Origin of the sequence: Bacillus sp. K2I17 (genome assembly GCF_002209985.1) — a bacterium.
In the GTDB taxonomy this organism is placed as follows: domain Bacteria; phylum Bacillota; class Bacilli; order Bacillales; family Bacillaceae_G; genus Bacillus_A; species Bacillus_A wiedmannii.
Genome location: NZ_NJGF01000020.1, coordinates 61793 through 79360 on the forward strand (window position 1 = coordinate 61793; position 17568 = coordinate 79360).

Below are 17568 nucleotides of genomic sequence, written 5' to 3' on the forward strand. Positions count from 1 at the left end.
GATAGTTACAGAAAGGAGGCCTATGTTCCTACATCTTTAAAAATTAGGAAGGTAAAGGTGAGAGTGCAATGAAAAATGTTTTTAAAGGAGCACTTGCTACATTTCTTAGTGTGTCAGTATTACTAGCCGGATGTGGTCATGAGGAAGCAAGTACAAATGAAGCCGGGAACGTACCAAAAGTAAAAGATGAATTTATTAAGGCGAGTGACAAAGCAAAAAGTCCTACAAAAGTAAATGAAAGAAAAGATACTTTTGTAGTTGGAATGCCGAGTCCGGGAGGGATATTCCTTCCGCACTTTATGGAGAATGGATGGGATGGTAACATAACGCAAGCTATCTTCGCGCCCCTTGTTGGGCTGGATAAGAAAGGAAAGCCAATTCCAATATTAGCGAAAAAGTGGGAGATTTCGGAGGATCAGCTTACATATACATTCCATTTGAAAGATGATTTAAAGTTTAGTGATGGTTCACCGTTAACTGTAGATGATGTAGCATTTACATTAACGTTATTACATGATCCAACTTATAGTGGTGCGACTGATATAAGCCAAACAGCAATAAAAGGTGGGCAAGCTTATAAAGAAGGAAAGGCAACCTCTATTGAAGGAATTCAAATCATTGATCCGAAAACAATTACGATTACGACTGAAAAGGTAAATGCTCAAACATTATCATTAATCGGTGGAGAAGTTATATCTAAAGCTTATTATGGGAGAGAGTATAAACAAGGACACTTGGAGTACTTAAAAGAGTTATATGGAAAGCCGGTGGGAGCAGGAGCTTATAAATTGGATAAATATATTTCTGGTCAAGAGGTTCGATTTGTAGCAAATGAAAATTATTTTGAAGGAAAACCGAAGATTGAGCACTTTATTTATAAAATTACAAAGGGTGATACGAAGTTACAACAATTTCAAGCAGGAGAAGTAGATTATGATGGTTTTACGACAAACGTGGAGACCATTGAGCAATTAAAAGATTTAGGTTTTGCTAATATTAATGTGTATACAGGAAGCTCTTATGGCTACATTAAAATGAATTATAAGAAGCCATATTTTAAAGATAAACGTGTCCGCCAAGCATTTATTTACGGATTAGAGCGTCAAAAGGTTATTGATACGTATTTCCAAGGATATGCGTCACTCGTTAATGTACCGATTACGCCAGTTTCATGGGCGTATACAGAAGAGGGCATTAATAAATATGAGTATAATTTAGAGAAGGCGAAGAAATTACTGGATGAGGCTGGATGGAAAGCGGGTTCGGATGGAATTCGTGAAAAAGATGGACAAAAATTGAAAGTAAGTTATTTTGCCTCATCAGCAAGTAAAATAAATGATGTAATGATTCCTGTGATGAAAGAAGATTATAAAAAGTTGGGTGTAGAGTTTAACCCAGAATATATGGACTTTAATACGATGATTTCAAAAGTGATAAAAGGTGATTATGATTTAGCGATGGTATCTACGCCAATGATTGATGATCCGAGCGGAACGATTGAAGAGTTTGTTTCAACAAGTAAACGAAATTATGATGGATATTATAATCCGAAAGTAGATGAATTAGCTAAGCAAGCATTAGAAACGTTGGATATTGAAAAGCGAAAAGAAATTTATAAAAAGTTATATCAAGAATTAAGCGAAGACCCGCCTGTAATCTTCTTGAATAATAGCAAAGTGGTGTCTGCACATAATGCACGAATTCAAGGATTACAAGAAGATAACTATAACGGTATTTTATTAAGTTTACCTAAATTAAAGATAGAATAAAAATTTTCAAAATATTTATTTAGAAAGAATTGACAAAATATAACTGACGATATAAGCTAATAACCATAAAGTCTACCGGAAAGGTCGGAATAGGATTGTTACCCCTCAAAAACATCTATTTTTTACGATTAAAACCGACTTTTCCGATTGACTATAAAATATTGCTGTGGGAGGCATACATAAGGCAAGCAATTCATAAGGTTTAATTATTAAAAAAGTTAGGGTGGGGACAATGAAGAAAAAGACAAAAAAATGGGCTGGTGTGTTTTCAGTATTATTGAGTAGTTCGCTTGTGTTATCTGCTTGTGGGGGACAGGAAGATACGGCTTCTACAGAACCGGTAAAAAAGCAGGATTTAAAAGACGCTAAGATTGAATCAATTCCAGCTACAGATAAAAAGAAAAGTCCAGAGAAAGCAAATCAGCGAAAAGATACTTTTATTACAGCCATTTCTAAACCAGGGGGAGTTTTCCTTCCATATTTCCAAGAGAATGGTTGGGATGGAAATGTAACGTCTGTTATTTTTGCGTCACTAGTAGCAACAGACAAACAAAGTAAACCTATTCCGGATCTTGCAGAAAAATGGGATATTTCTGCTGACCAGTTAACATATACATTCCATTTACGTAAAAATCTAAAATTTAGTGATGGTTCGCCTTTAACGGCGGAGGACGTAGCATTTACATTAACACTACTTCATGATAAAGCGTATGAAGGTGGAATGGATATTGCTCAGTATGCTGTTAAAGGTGGAAAAGAATATAAAGAAGGAAAAGCAACTTCTATTGAAGGAATTCAAGTTGTTGATCCACAGACAATTAAAATTACAACTGAAAAAGTTAATTCACAGGCGCTAACTAATTTAGGTGGCCCAGTGCTATCAAAAGCTTATTATGGAAAAGATTATAAACAAAATACAAGTTTAGACTATTTAAAAGCATTATATGGGCAACCAATTGCAGCGGGTCCATATAAATTTGAAAAATATGTTCCAGGTCAAGAAGTACGCTTTGTTGCTAATGAAAATTATTATGCAGGTAAACCAAAAATCAAAAACTTTATTTACAAAATCACATCAGGTGATACTGGATTCCAATTATTCCAAACAGGTGAACTGGACTATAGTGGATTTAGAGCAAATCCTGAGAATATAGACCAATTAAAAGGATTAGAGTTTGCAAATATTAATCTTGAGTCATCAAGTGATATTGCTTATATCTATGTAAATAATAAGAAATCGTATTTGAAAGATAAGAAGGTACGTCAAGCACTTACTTATGGATTAGACCGTAAGAAGTATGTGGATACAGCTTTACAAGGATATGGATCTGTTGCTAACGTACCAATTGCGCCAGTTTCATGGGCATATACAGAAGAAGGTATTAATAAATATCCACACGACGTAGAAAAGGCTAAAAAATTATTGGATGAGGCTGGTTGGAAAGTAGGTTCTGACGGGGTTCGTGAAAAAGATGGTCAAAAACTAAAATTAACATACTACGCATCAAATACAGGTAAAACAAATGATATCTTTATTCCAATTGCAAAAGAAAGTTACAAAGAAATCGGTGTTGAATTAAATCCAGAGTTGATGGACTTTAATACGATGCTTTCAAAAGTAGGAAAAGGTGACTACGATTTAGCGGCAGTTTCAACACCAGGAATTAGTGATCCAAGTGAAGTTGTAAGTGATTACTTATCAACTAATCCAAAAAGTGATACGGGTTATAACAACCCGAAAGTAGATGACTTGATTGTAAAAGGTATAGGGACGACAGATATTGAAAAACGTAAAGCAATTTATAAAGAACTGTATAAAGAGTTAAGTGATGATCCACCAGTTATTTTATTAAACTATCGTAAACTACTTTATGCTCATAATGCACGTATAAAAGGAATTGATCCAGAAAAGTACGATAGCATTAGTTCCAACTTACCAGTGTTATCTATTGAACAATAAGGGTTGACCTAAATAATAGAAGGCGTTTTTTCATACAGCGATGGGATAGTAGCTGTTTTGAAAAAATGTTCTTCTATTTTTAAGTAAATAGGATTGGGGAGACAAAAGGTGAAAACATATATCGTTCGTAGGTTCCTTCAAATGATCCCTACATTGTTTGGTACATCTATTATTATTTTTTTCTTATTTGCACTTTTGCCGGGGGATTATATTGATTCAAATCCTAAGTTAACACCAGAGAGAGCTCAAGAGTTAAGGGAATTGTATGGCTTAAACAAACCAATTATTGAAAGATATTTTCAATGGTTAGTGAATGCTTTGCATGGTGATTTTGGATTTTCTCTACAGTATCAAGAACCTGTAACTTCATTACTTAATAAATTTATTTGGAATACATTTATCGTTGCTGTTGCAGCTTTATTTTTCACTTGGATTATTGCTCTTATTATTGGGGTTATTTCTGCAACAAAGCAGCACTCTTGGTTTGATAGATTGGTAACAATCGGTGTCTTTGCAGCAATGTCATTTCCATCATTCTTTATCGGATTATTTTTAATTAAATTATTAGCAGTTGATTTAAAGTTATTACCTATTGGTGGCATGATTGATATTGGAAGTAACTCAACAGGAATAGCATACATATTAGAAGTATTACGTCATATGATTCTACCTGTATTTATTTTAACGCTTCTTGGTGTAGGATCATTAACACGATATTTTAGAACTAGCATGTTGGATGTTGTTAGGCAAGATTATATTCGTACTGCTCGTGCAAAAGGTTTAAAAGAAAGAACCGTTATTTATAAACATGCATTGAAAAATGCAATTTTGCCAGCAATTACATTACTTGCTTTTGAATTACCTGGTTTATTTTCAGGAGCGATTATTATTGAACAGATTTTTAATTGGCCAGGGATTGGGAGTATTCAATTAGAAGCATTAAACTTCCGTGATTATACGGTATTAATGGCCTTTACAATGTTTCTTTCTTGTTTAACAATTATGGCTAATTTCTTAGCTGATATTGTATATGCGTTTGTTGATCCAAGAATTCGATTGAAGTAAGGGGGGAAAGATATGGAGACTATTACACCAATAATAGAGAAAAAGAAAGAACGAAAAAAGAGAAATGAATCATCACCATGGCGTCAAGCTTATAAAAAAATTAAGAAAAATAAGATGGCACTGTGTGGCTTATACGTTTTAATATTTATGTTTTTATTTAGTTTTATCGGTCCAATCTTTTCGCCGTATGCTGATGGGAAAGTACAAGTAACACAAATTAATAAACCACCCAGCCTGTCACATTGGCTTGGAACAGACCAATTGGGACGGGATATTTTAACTAGACTTATGCAAGCAGGGCGTATTTCATTAACAATTGGTTTAGCGTCGATGCTATTATCCGTTATACTAGGAGCTTTATTAGGAGCAATTGCTGGTTTTTATCGAGGGGTTGTAGATCATTTAATTATGCGTGTTGCGGATGTGTTAATGTCCATTCCGGGATTACCGCTACTTATTATAATGGGAGCAATTTTATCAGAATGGAAATTACCATCGGAATACCGTTTATATGTTGTAATGATTATTTTAAGTTTAGTAGGATGGCCAGGACTTGCCCGGCTTGTGAGAGGACAAATTTTAACATTGCGGGAGCAAGCCTTTATGCAAGCAGCAGATGTATTAGGATTAAAGGATTCTCGGAAAATTATTCATCATTTAATTCCTAACGTCTTTCCGTTGCTTATTGTTGTAGCAACTTTGGGCGTTGCAGGTTCAATTTTGAGTGAATCCGCACTAAGCTACTTAGGTCTCGGCGTCGTCCCACCTACACCATCATGGGGGAATATGATTAGCGCAGCTAACTCATTAATTGATTTCCAAAAGCGTCCGTGGTTATGGATTCCGCCTGGTTTTGCAATCTTTATAACAGTTGTATCAATTAACTTACTTGGTGATGCACTTCGTGATGCGTTAGATCCAAAGATGAGACGGTAGGTGAGAAGGTATGAGTAAAGCGGTAGTAGAGCTGAAAGACTTACAAACACACTTTCAGACAGAAGAAGGAACAGTAAAGGCTGTGAATCATGTTAGTTTTACAGTTCGAGAAGGTGAAACGGTTTGTGTTGTAGGCGAATCGGGTTGCGGGAAAAGTGTAACAGCTTTATCTATTATGGGACTTATTGCTGAATCAGGCAGTGTAGTAGGTGGAGATATCTTATATGAAGGAAAAAGTCTTTTAGGAATGAAAGAGAAAGAGCTTCGTAGTTTACGAGGAAATGATATTGCGATGATTTTCCAAGAACCGATGACATCGCTAAATCCTGTCTTCACTGTAGGTGAACAAATTGTAGAGACGTTAAGAGAGCATGAATTACTTAGCAAAAATGAAGCGTATAAGAAGGCAATTGAGTTAATTCGTAAAGTTGGTATAGCTCGTGCGGATGAAATCGTCCATTCTTATCCGCACGAACTGAGTGGTGGCATGTTACAACGTATTATGATTGCTGTTGCACTTAGTTGTAATCCGAAGTTATTAATTGCGGATGAACCGACAACGGCTCTTGATGTTACGATTCAAGCTCAAATATTAGACTTATTAAGACAAGTAAAAGAAGAATTTAAAACATCCATTTTATTAATTACACATGATTTAGGTGTTGTAGCTGAGATGGCTGATTACGTTGTCGTTATGTATGGCGGGAAAGTTATTGAAGAGGCACCAGTACTAGAAATATTCCAAAATCCGAAACACCCGTATACGAAAGGGTTGTTGAAATCAAAACCAGTGATGGGAAAACGAATAGATAAATTATATTCTATTCCAGGGCAGGTTCCTAATTTAGTTGGTTTGGATGAATTTTGCTACTTTAGCGGTCGTTGTGAGCATTGTATGGAAATATGTAAAGAAGAAGCGCCAAATCTGAATGTACATGATGAGAATCATAAAGTAGCTTGCTGGTTATACGAGGAGCGTGCGGGACAATGAGTGAACCATTATTAGAAGTAAAAAACTTAAAAACATATTTCCCAATTAAAGGCGGCATATTTAGTAGAACGATTGGACATGTGAAAGCAGTTGATGGAGTAAGTTTTACTATTAATAAAGGCGAAGTGTTCGGTCTCGTTGGTGAATCAGGAAGCGGAAAAACGACGATAGGAAAAACAATTTTACGTCTTGTTCAAAAAACGGAGGGAGAAGTGAAGTTTAAAGGACACGATGTTCATTCTCTATCAAAAGAGGAATTGAGAAAACATCGTCCTAATATGCAGCTTGTGTTTCAAGATCCATTTAGCTCATTAAATCCGAGAATGAGAATTGGAGAAGCACTTGGCGAGCCGATGTTGGCTCACGGACTAGCGACGAAAGAAAATGTTCGTGAAAAAGTGACAGAAGTATTAGAGTTATGTGGCTTAGCCCCATATCATATTGACCGGTATCCTCATGAGTTTTCTGGTGGACAACGTCAGCGTATCGTTATCGCAAGAGCTATGGTATTAAATCCGGAATTTATAGTAGCTGACGAACCTGTGGCAGCACTAGATGTATCTATTCAAGCACAGATCATTAATTTATTTAGTGAGTTACAGGAGAAAAAGGGACTATCTTATTTGTTCATTTCACATGATTTAAGCGTAGTAGAGCACTTATGTACGAAAATTGGAATTATGTATTTAGGAACGATTGTGGAAACAGCGCCGCGTGATGAGTTATTTACGAACCCACTGCATCCGTATACAAAAGCATTGTTATCAGCTGTGCCAATACCAGATCCAACAGTGAAGCGAGAGCGGATTATACTAGAGGGTGATATTCCAAGTCCAGCAAATCCACCTTCGGGTTGTCGCTTTCATACACGTTGCCCGTTTGCAACAGATATTTGTAAACAAACGGTACCAGAATTCCGTAATGTTGGTGAAGAGCATTTTGTTGCTTGTCATCATGTATAAAAGAAAAGGACCCTTTCAAATTGAAAGAGTCCTTTTTTTATTTACTAGATGAAGTTTGTTTCAATACAAATTTCTCGATTGCGTGAGCAACACCATGCTCATTATTTGTTAATGTTACGACATCACATAGTTTTTTTACATCTTCTTCAGCATTTCCCATTGCAACTGATAAGCCAGCTACTTGTAACATTGGCACATCATTAAAGTTGTCCCCGATCGCAATAGTATCTTCAATTGGTATATTGAAATAAGCAGCCATTTCTTGTAGACCGTTCCCTTTATGACCGTGCTTATCCATAATTTCTACATTAGTAGGAGCTGATGCCGTAACTGAAATATCAGTGTCTTCTTGTAACATGCTTAATAGCTGTGCACGATGCGCTGCATTAAATGTCAAAATGAAGAATTTAGATATTTCTAATTCTGGATTATTTACAACATCTTCGATTTTTTGGAAATCAGTAATTAAGTTTGATTTCTTTTGTTTTTCTGTAATTCTTTCAAGTTCTTCAAGTGTAACATCTAGTGCATGCTTGTTTTCTTCGAACGCTTGCATGACTTGATCTTGCCATGTATATGGAGAATAAACTCCTTTATTCGTATATAGCTTATAAGGAAAACCTTCAGATTCTAGTAATTTTGCAAGCTTGTATACTTTATCGTTTTGTAAACAACGCGAGTTAATTACTTTTCCATCCACATAAACAATTGCCCCATTGCTCGCTCCAACTGGAAGAGATAGTTTATATTCTTCCAATAATTTTAAAGCATCCTCTTTTGCACGACCAGAACAAATCATGACTATATGACCAGCCTCTTTTGCAGTTTGGATAGCTCGTAAGTTCTCCTTGGAGATTTCAAGATTAGATGATAGTAGCGTACCATCCATATCTAATGCGATTAATTTCAAAATGACCACCTCTTTGCTTTTATTATACATAGTTATATAGAGGAAACATATAAACTTATCTTGGAAAGATCGTATTTTATCTTGCGTGAACCGTCAGTAAAAAGTTGATAGGCGCCATCTTATTACTTTGAATATGCACTTTAATTTGCAACAAAAATAGAGGTGGGTATGAGGGTGTTTCGTTATATGACTGTAATATTACAATAACATTACAAACGTCAACTTAGTAGAAAGTGCATTAAAACAGGGTTTTTAAGGGTGTTTATAAAAAAACGTAAAAAAAGTGTAATAAAATTTACGTAATTATATTGCAACGTAACAATAGTTATGTTACATTAATGTTACAAACGTTACGTTAACAACTTTAATGTAACGCTAACATAAAAACTATGAAATAAACATTTCTTAGAAATTACATATAGATAACTTATTAAAAAGGAGGATACATAAAATGAAAGAGCAAGTATTACAAGTAACAAAAGGTGACTTCGTAGGATCAGCAAGTGGAGCAGTAGTATTAACAGCATTAATCGTATTTCTATCAAGCGTATTAGTATAATAGAAGTTTTGTAATAAAAGAAAAAGAGAGGAGAATGCAAAATGAAAGAGCAAGTATTACAAGTAACAAAAGGTGACTTCGTAGGATCAGCAAGTGGAGCAGTAGTATTAACGGCATTAATCGTATTTCTATCAAGTGTATTAGTATAATAGAAGTTTTAAATCATACAAAATGAAAGGAGAATGAGGAATATGAACAGTGAACAAGTGTTACAAGTAACAAAAACAGATTTATTAGGATCATTAGGTGGAGCGGTAGTATTAACATCATTTATTTTATTCCTTGCAAATGTATTAGTATGAGACATATAAATACAATCATTCAAAAAAAATAAAGACTCTAGCATATTAGTAAGTAGTTAATATGTTGGGGTCTTTTTTGTTTTCCTCTCCTATATACCTTCAAGTATGAATATTCCCTCCGTCATGTAAAGAGAAAAAAGTCGAATTTTATATGTAAGAAAAAAAGAGGAATTTGACAGAAAAGATAGAAAATTTTAAAGGTCAGAATTTGTTAGCTTGCTAACTAATTTCTATTAATTGATGTTGGAAGCGTTTTCGGTTGGTTTTAAGTATGAACCATTTAATCTATTTACAGGGGGATGAGGATTTTATGAAACAAAAATCTATGGATACGCTAGCTGCACAAATGGAGGACTTTTTTCCGGTACGTGATGTAGATCATTTGGAATTTTACGTAGGAAATGCAAAGCAATCAAGTTATTACCTCGCGAGAGCATTCGGGTTCAAAATTGTGGCTTACTCTGGATTAGAAACTGGTAACCGTGAAAAGGTATCTTATGTTCTTGTGCAAAAAAATATGCGTTTTGTTGTGTCTGGAGCTTTAAGTAGCGATAATCGTATCGCAGAATTTGTAAAGACACATGGTGATGGTGTAAAAGATGTTGCTTTACTTGTTGACGATGTTGACAAAGCATATTCGGAAGCTGTGAAACGTGGTGCAGTTGCAATTGCTCCACCTGTGGAATTAACAGACGAGCACGGTACACTGAAAAAAGCAGTTATTGGTACGTATGGTGATACAATTCACACGCTTGTAGAGCGTAAAAATTATAAAGGAACATTTATGCCAGGAATCCAACAAGTGGAGTTTAATATTCCATTTGAAGAGTCAGGTTTAATTGCTGTAGATCACGTAGTTGGTAATGTTGAGAAAATGGAAGAATGGGTTAGCTATTATGAGAATGTTATGGGCTTTAAACAAATGATTCATTTTGATGATGACGATATTAGTACAGAGTATTCAGCATTAATGTCGAAAGTTATGACAAATGGAAGTCGTATTAAGTTCCCTATTAACGAGCCAGCAGATGGAAAGAGAAAATCGCAAATTCAAGAATATCTAGAATTCTATAATGGAGCAGGTGTACAACATCTTGCTTTATTAACAAGCGATATCGTTAAAACAGTGGAAGCACTTCGTGAAAATGGCGTGGAGTTTTTAGATACACCTGATACTTATTATGATGAGTTAAGTGCGCGAGTTGGGAAAATTGATGAAGAAATTGATAGGTTAAAAGAATTAAAGATTTTAGTAGATCGCGATGAGGAAGGATACTTACTACAAATCTTTACGAAACCAATTGTAGATCGTCCAACTTTATTTATTGAAATTATTCAACGTAAAGGTTCTCGCGGATTTGGAGAAGGGAACTTTAAAGCATTATTTGAATCAATTGAAAGAGAACAGGAACGTCGCGGAAACTTATAAGATTTGTATCCACCAGCAAAAGTCTCTTTGCTGGTGGAAATTTCATTTTCATAGGGAGGAATCATGATGAAATTTGTTACATTTCGTCTTCCTTCGAAAGAAATGCGAGCTGGATGGCTTGAAGGTGACAAAGTAATTGATATGAATCTTGCTAGTGATGGAAAATTACCTTCTTCTATGTTCGCCTTTTTAGAGAAAGCGGATGAGTATGTAGAAGTATTGCGTAATATGGAGAATCCGGAAAAGGGTATATATTCCTTAGAGGAAGTGCAATTAGCGGCGGCAATTCCTAATCCGAGTAGTATTCGGGATTTTTACGCGTTTGAACAGCATGTAAAAACGGCCCGCGGCCGGAGAGGGCTAGAGGTTGTACCTGAATGGTACGATATCCCGGTTTTTTATTTTACGAACCATCGTGCTGTAATTGGTCCAGATGATTTTGTAATTGGTCCGAAGAAATCTAAAAAGCTTGATTATGAGTTAGAGATCGCTTGCGTAATTGGGAAAGAAGGAAGAAATATTTCTCGTGAGCAAGCAGAGGAATACATTTTTGGTTATTGTATTATGAACGACTGGAGTGCAAGGGACTTACAAGCAACAGAAATGAAGGTAGGACTTGGTCCAGCAAAAGGAAAAGATTTTGCAACTTCATTAGGAGCGCACCTTGTTACGAAAGAGGAATTGGATGTTTATCGTAACGGTGACCGTTATGAGTTAGAGATGACTGCTCATGTAAATGGAAAGCTATTATCAAAGGGGAACTTCCAAGATATTTACTATACATTTGCTGAAATGATTGAACGTGCTTCGGAAGACGTTACGTTATATCCAGGCGATGTGATTGGTTCTGGGACAGTAGGAACAGGTTGTGTTTTAGAACTGGGTACGGAAGGGTGGCTGCAAGATGGGGATGTTGTAGAACTTACGATTACTGGTTTAGGTACGTTACGTAATACGGTCAAAAAAGAAATGGAAGCAGGTGATGGGCATGTTTTATCGTCACATGGGGGAGCTACCTCATAAACGACATGTACAATTCCGTAAAAAAGATGGGTCGCTTTATCGCGAACAGGTAATGGGAACAAAAGGTTTTTCTGGTACGCAATCTATTTTGTACCATCATTATATGCCAACGGAAGTAGGTCATGCGGCATTATCTCATTCTTGTCAGTTGCAGTATGAAGAAGATGTAGCTCTTGCTCATCGTCATTTTCGCACGAAAGAAAATAAAAAAACTGGCGATGCAGTAAGCGGAAGGAATTTTATGCTTGGGAATGAGGATTTATTAATTGGAGTAGTGGCTCCAACAGAAAAAATGGACTATTTCTACCGTAATGGTGATGGTGATGAAATGTTATTTGTTCATTACGGAACAGGGAAAATTGAAACGATGTTTGGAACGATTCACTATCGAAAAGGTGATTATGTAACAATCCCAATTGGAACGATTTATCGTGTTATTCCAGATGAGGGAGAGACTAAGTTTCTTGTTGTAGAGGCAAATAGTCAAATCACAACGCCGCGTCGTTATCGGAATGAATATGGACAATTGTTAGAGCATAGTCCGTTTTGTGAGAGAGATATTCGTGGTCCTGAAAAATTAGAGACGTATGATCAAAAAGGTGAGTTTGTCGTAATGACAAAGTCGCGAGGCTATATGCATAAACATGTTTTAGGGCACCATCCGTTAGATGTTGTTGGTTGGGATGGCTATTTATATCCGTGGGTCTTTAATGTAGAGGACTTTGAACCAATCACAGGTCGTATTCATCAGCCACCTCCAGTACATCAAACGTTCGAAGGTCACAATTTCGTTATTTGTTCTTTCGTACCACGTTTATACGACTATCATCCAGAATCTATTCCGGCACCATATTATCATAGTAACGTGAATAGTGATGAAGTACTGTACTATGTAGAAGGAAACTTTATGAGCCGGAAAGGTGTGGAAGAAGGTTCTATTACACTTCATCCGAGCGGAATTCCTCATGGGCCGCATCCTGGGAAAACAGAGGGAAGTATAGGGAAGAAAGAAACACTTGAACTAGCTGTTATGATAGACACGTTCCGTCCGCTTCGTATTGTAAAGCAAGCACATGAAACAGAAGATGAAAAATATATGTATAGCTGGATTGAAGAAGGTTCACATACTGTGAAATAGGTAAAAAGAGGCATGCTCAATAAGTGAGCATGCCTCTTTTGTGGAATCGACATGTATAATAATACCAAAAAAAATACGGAAAGATATATAGAAACAACGATAAGGATATTGTATGTTCCGAAAGATTTCTACTTATTTCGACAAAAGTATTGACTGGGGAAAGTGCAATGAGTAAAATAAAAAAGCGAATTAAAAATTTTCAGAAAATTTAAAACTTGGAGGAGCATGCTATGAAGCAAATTTTTCAAAAGAAGCCTATTGCAAAGCTAATGCAAGAGAGTAAGCAAAAGACGTTAGCAAGAACATTGGGTGCATTGGATTTAACTATGCTTGGAATCGGGGCAATTGTTGGAACAGGTATTTTTGTTCTAACGGGCGTGGTAGCAGCAAAACATTCTGGGCCAGCTATTATATTATCATTTGCGATAGCCGCGTTAGCCTGTGCCTTTGCTGCATTTTGTTATGCTGAATTCGCTTCTTCAGTTCCTGTCTCAGGCAGTGTGTATACGTACACATATGCGACGATGGGAGAGGTATTCGCATTTTTAATTGGATGGGACTTAATGCTTGAGTATTTACTCGCTACATCTGCTGTAGCAAACGGTTGGTCCGCTTATTTTCAATCTTTATTAAAGGGGTTTGGGATCCATATTCCTACCATTCTCTCCTCGGCCCCTGGTACAGGAAAGGGTGGAATAATTGATTTGCCTGCGGTTCTAATTATTTTAGTAATGACAGTTCTTTTATCTAGAGGTGTTCGTGAAAGTGCACGAATAAATAACATTATGGTGTTTATTAAATTAGCGGTTGTTCTCATATTTATCTTTGCTGGTTTTAATTATGTAAAACCTGAAAATTGGACACCTTTTATGCCGTTTGGCTTAGATGGTGTAATGGCTGGAGCTGCTACAGTGTTTTTTGCATTCATAGGGTTTGATGCAGTTTCAACGGCAGCAGAAGAAGTGAAACGTCCACAACGTGATTTACCAATTGGCATTATTGCATCTTTATTAATTTGTACGGTTCTTTATATTGTTGTTTCACTTATTTTGACAGGAATTGTTCCATACGGACAGTTAAATATATCAGATCCAGTTGCTTTTGCACTTCAATTTATTGGACAAGATAGTTTAGCGGGAGTAATTTCAGTAGGAGCAATTACAGGAATCACAACAGTAATGTTAGTTATGATGTATGGGCAAGTACGTGTTTCGTATGCAATGAGTAGAGATGGATTATTGCCGAAGCGCCTTGCTAAAGTCCATCCAAAATTTAAAACACCATTTTTAAATACATGGACAACAGGAATTATTGCAGCACTTATTTCAGGATTAATAGATTTAAATGTGTTAGCGCATCTTGTAAATATGGGGACTTTATCAGCCTTTGCACTTGTAGCTGTTGCTGTTATTGTAATGAGAAGAACTCATCCGGATTTACCAAGAGCATTTAAGGCACCACTTGTACCATTTTTACCAGCATTAACGGTGATTTTTTGTTTATATTTAATGCTTCAGTTATCCGGAACTGCTTGGATTAGTTTTGGGGTATGGATGGTTATCGGTATTGCAGTTTACTTCTTATATAGCCGAAAACATAGTGCTTTAAATAATAGTAAAGACGAAGAAGATGCAGCGAATTTATAAGTTGAAAAATCCATTCTAATTCTGTTAGGATGGATTTTTTATTCTGAAAATTTACATTTTTCTGATTGTGTATATAATATAATTGTTGGGGAACTGAGGGGGGAATGTATGAAAAATACGTGGCGTGAGTTAAGGGAGATGGACCGAAACATATGGATTCGGTTTATTGGCGAAACGTTAAATGGAATTGCAATGATGATGTTGATGCCTTTTTTTGCCCTATATTTAAAAGATAAGGTGGATTCGTTATTGGAAGTAGGGGTTATTATGGCACTTTCTCCGATTGCCGCAAGTTTCGGTTCTCTTCTCGGTGGGAGGATTGCTGATATATATGGAAGAAAGCCAATAATGATTTTTTCAATGGTGAGTAATGCTTTGTTCATGCTAGGTTTTTTATTTATAGAAGGATTTATTCCTTATGCTATTTTATCTATTTTTTTAGGGCTCAGTAATTCATTATTCCATCCCGCTGCATCAGCAATGGTTGCGGATGTAACAGCACCTGAAAAAAGAACAGAAGCATATGGTTTATTACGAATGGGGCACAATATAGGTGCTGCAATTGGCCCGATAATGGGTGCTTCAGTAGTTATGTTGTCGAAGAACCTTGTGTTTATTATTGCCTCGTCTACGATGTTATTTTATGCATTACTTGTATTCATTCTTATTCAAGAGACAATGCCAAAGAGTGCGAATAAAGAAGAAAATAAAGAAAAGGAATCAGAGGCGGTTTGGAAAATTGTAATGAGAGATAAGGCACTAATGATTTATTTGTTAGCAGGTATCATTATTTCGATGGGATTTTCTCAAACAGAGGGCATGTTGCCGCTGCACTTTGATAATGAAATGAAAGGCATTTTTGGAACTAACAATCCATATCCATATTTAATGGCTTTAAATGGACTATTAGTTGTGTTGTTCCAATTTCAAATTTCAAAATGGGCCACAGATAAACCTGTCGGAAAGACGATGTTATATGGTGCATGTTTGTTCGGTGTTGGTTTGTTCTTTATAGGATGGTTACCGAAGTGGTTTGGGGAATTTGATGCAAATGCTACGATTATTTTAATAACGTTGCTGTTCGTTTATGCCATATATACGTTAGGTGAGATGATTATGTCGCCTGTACAGATGACGTTTGTAGCGAATTTGGCCCCTGAGCACTTGAGAGGGACTTATATGGGAGCTGCCAGTTTGCAGTGGATTACAGGAGGCGCATTCGGTCCACTTCTTGGCGGTTTTTTATTGGATCGATTACTTGGCCACTTTCTATTTACAATTTTAGCTGTAGGATGTGTAGTTGCAGGTATTGTATATGTTTCTTTAGATCGTCTCGTTGAGCAAAGGCAAAAAGGCACACTGACCAAACAGTCTTCTTAATGAGTAGATGACATACACAAAAAGGGGATTTCTACATATTTTAGGTACATAACTAGATTGGATTACAATTTTATCCCGCTATTTATGGGCAGTAAGACTTCCACCTCAAAATTCGGCGGGAGATAACTGTCCGATTGGTGCGGGCTGATAATTAGTGGGGATGGCCCCTCGTTAATTAAAGTTTCACTGTATTTTAGAATTTAATTTTGTATATTTATGAAGAAAGTTAAGTAGAAAAAGTATAGAAAACCAATAAGTGGTGTCATTTAATTATTTGTGGAAGTTACATTTTATTTCAAATAGGAACTACCTATTTTTATAAAAAGTGCTAAAATAGAAAAATGAAAACAATTGGTTAGGGTGATTTCAGTGACAAAAATTAAATTAGGTTTATTATATGGTGGAAAATCAGCTGAGCATCAAGTTTCGCTACAAACGGCTCTTGCTGCTATTAAAGCATTAAATCAAGATAAATTCGAGATTCATCCAATTTATATTACAGAACAAGGTCAATGGGTGCGCGGTGAGCGTATTGAAGGTGAAGTAACAGATGTTGAAGTTCTAAAAATGAGCGGTGCAGAAAATGCGATTTCTCCGTTATCATTAAGCACAGAAATCATTCCATCTGCAGCTTCTGAGGAAAATGCTATCGACGTTATTTTCCCATTATTACATGGACCAAATGGTGAAGATGGAACGGTTCAAGGATTATTAGAATTAATGAACATTCCTTATGTAGGAAATGGTGTTCTAGCATCTGCTGCTGGTATGGATAAAGTTGTTATGAAAAACATCTTTGCAGAAGCTGGATTGAAACAAGCGAAGTATGCATCGTTTATTCGTAGTGCATGGGAAAAAGATTGTGAAACAGCATACGAAAAAGTAGAAGAAGTTTTAGGATATCCTTGCTTCGTAAAACCAGCAAACCTTGGTTCAAGTGTTGGTATTAATAAGTGTAAAAATCGTGAAGAGCTTGAGAATGCATTTGAAGAGGCATTCCAATTTGATCGCAAAATTATTGTAGAAGAAAATATTGTTGGACGTGAAGTAGAAGTTGGTGTATTAGGTAATGATGAACCGAAATGTTCAGTTGTAGGTGAAATCGTACCGAAAAAGGACTTCTATGATTATAAGTCGAAATATATCGATGGCGATACAGCATTAATTATTCCGGCTGAAATGACAGAAGAAGAGTCTAATGTCATTAAGCGAGATGCAATTATTGCATTCCAATCGTTAGATAGTGCTGGCTTAACAAGAGCTGATTTCTTCTTAACGAAAGACGGAGAAGTATATATTAACGAAGTGAATACGATGCCAGGGTTTACGCCGTTTAGTATGTTCCCTCTACTATGGCAACATACTGGATTACCGTATCCGGAATTAATTGAAGAGCTAATTCGTTTAGCGATTGAGCGTCACGAAGAAAAACAAAAAATTAAATATACAATCTAACAAAAAAGGAGGAAGCACTATTCGCAGGAATAGTGCTTCCTCT

Annotated in this window: 16 protein-coding genes; 15 read left to right on the forward strand and 1 reads right to left on the reverse strand. The window is 36.1% G+C overall.

The annotated features are described in order from the left end of the window. Window positions 1-68 precede the first annotated feature (68 nt). From CER22_RS20765 to CER22_RS20790, 6 genes are all read left to right on the forward strand, one after another. Window positions 69-1769 carry an ABC transporter substrate-binding protein gene (locus tag CER22_RS20765; RefSeq protein ID WP_088609486.1) on the forward strand — a complete coding sequence of 567 codons (1701 nt, stop codon included), beginning with the start codon at window positions 69-71 and terminating at the stop codon, window positions 1767-1769. Between the two features lie 232 nt (window positions 1770-2001). Beyond that, window positions 2002-3729 carry an ABC transporter substrate-binding protein gene (locus CER22_RS20770; RefSeq protein ID WP_141542687.1) on the forward strand — a complete coding sequence of 576 codons (1728 nt, stop codon included), beginning with the start codon at window positions 2002-2004 and terminating at the stop codon, window positions 3727-3729. A 108-nt stretch (window positions 3730-3837) separates the two neighbouring features. Further along, window positions 3838-4794 carry an ABC transporter permease gene (locus tag CER22_RS20775; RefSeq protein WP_000860732.1) on the forward strand — a complete coding sequence of 319 codons (957 nt, stop codon included), beginning with the start codon at window positions 3838-3840 and terminating at the stop codon, window positions 4792-4794. 12 nt (window positions 4795-4806) lie between these two features. Continuing rightward, window positions 4807-5730 carry an oligopeptide ABC transporter permease gene (gene opp4C, locus CER22_RS20780; RefSeq protein WP_000447957.1) on the forward strand — a complete coding sequence of 308 codons (924 nt, stop codon included), beginning with the start codon at window positions 4807-4809 and terminating at the stop codon, window positions 5728-5730. A 10-nt stretch (window positions 5731-5740) separates the two neighbouring features. Then, window positions 5741-6721 carry an ABC transporter ATP-binding protein gene (locus CER22_RS20785; RefSeq protein ID WP_000030797.1) on the forward strand — a complete coding sequence of 327 codons (981 nt, stop codon included), beginning with the start codon at window positions 5741-5743 and terminating at the stop codon, window positions 6719-6721. Then, window positions 6718-7683: an ABC transporter ATP-binding protein gene (locus CER22_RS20790; RefSeq protein ID WP_001294493.1), complete on the forward strand. Its 966-nt coding sequence runs from the start codon at window positions 6718-6720 to the stop codon at window positions 7681-7683. The genes CER22_RS20785 and CER22_RS20790 overlap by 4 nt, the downstream gene beginning before the upstream one ends. A gap of 37 nt (window positions 7684-7720) precedes the next feature. On the opposite strand, the gene CER22_RS20795 is transcribed toward CER22_RS20790, so the two are convergent. Continuing rightward, window positions 7721-8593 carry a Cof-type HAD-IIB family hydrolase gene (locus CER22_RS20795; RefSeq protein ID WP_088121132.1) on the reverse strand — a complete coding sequence of 291 codons (873 nt, stop codon included), beginning with the start codon at window positions 8591-8593 and terminating at the stop codon, window positions 7721-7723. A gap of 451 nt (window positions 8594-9044) precedes the next feature. On the opposite strand from CER22_RS20795, the gene CER22_RS20800 reads away from it, so the two are divergent. The 9 genes from CER22_RS20800 (at window position 9045) to CER22_RS20840 (ending at window position 17525) form a co-directional block, all read left to right on the forward strand. Further along, the gene (locus CER22_RS20800) at window positions 9045-9152 is read left to right on the forward strand and encodes a DUF3948 family protein (RefSeq protein ID WP_000664237.1); all 108 of its coding nucleotides are present in this window, start codon (window positions 9045-9047) and stop codon (window positions 9150-9152) included. 41 nt (window positions 9153-9193) lie between these two features. After that, window positions 9194-9301 carry a DUF3948 family protein gene (locus CER22_RS20805; RefSeq protein WP_000664237.1) on the forward strand — a complete coding sequence of 36 codons (108 nt, stop codon included), beginning with the start codon at window positions 9194-9196 and terminating at the stop codon, window positions 9299-9301. A gap of 42 nt (window positions 9302-9343) precedes the next feature. Further along, window positions 9344-9454, forward strand: coding sequence for a DUF3948 family protein (locus CER22_RS20810; protein WP_001083700.1), 111 nt, complete (start codon window positions 9344-9346; stop codon window positions 9452-9454). 310 nt (window positions 9455-9764) lie between these two features. Further along, window positions 9765-10883, forward strand: a complete 1119-nt coding sequence (hppD, locus tag CER22_RS20815; RefSeq protein WP_088609487.1) for a 4-hydroxyphenylpyruvate dioxygenase — start codon at window positions 9765-9767, stop codon at window positions 10881-10883. A gap of 66 nt (window positions 10884-10949) precedes the next feature. Further along, complete coding sequence (locus tag CER22_RS20820; protein ID WP_088609488.1) at window positions 10950-11906, forward strand: fumarylacetoacetate hydrolase family protein; 957 nt, start codon at window positions 10950-10952, stop codon at window positions 11904-11906. Beyond that, window positions 11872-13044, forward strand: a complete 1173-nt coding sequence (locus CER22_RS20825; RefSeq protein ID WP_048542891.1) for a homogentisate 1,2-dioxygenase — start codon at window positions 11872-11874, stop codon at window positions 13042-13044. Before CER22_RS20820 ends, CER22_RS20825 begins: the two co-directional genes overlap by 35 nt. 230 nt (window positions 13045-13274) lie before the next feature. Beyond that, a complete protein-coding gene (locus tag CER22_RS20830; RefSeq protein WP_000809356.1) occupies window positions 13275-14690 on the forward strand; it encodes an amino acid permease in 1416 nt (471 codons plus the stop codon). Between the two features lie 108 nt (window positions 14691-14798). Continuing rightward, entirely contained in the window at window positions 14799-16070 is a 1272-nt protein-coding gene (locus CER22_RS20835; RefSeq protein WP_060486419.1) for an MDR family MFS transporter, read from the forward strand. 369 nt (window positions 16071-16439) lie between these two features. Continuing rightward, window positions 16440-17525, forward strand: coding sequence for a D-alanine--D-alanine ligase (locus tag CER22_RS20840; protein WP_000161438.1), 1086 nt, complete (start codon window positions 16440-16442; stop codon window positions 17523-17525). The last annotated feature ends 43 nt before the right edge of the window (window positions 17526-17568 follow it).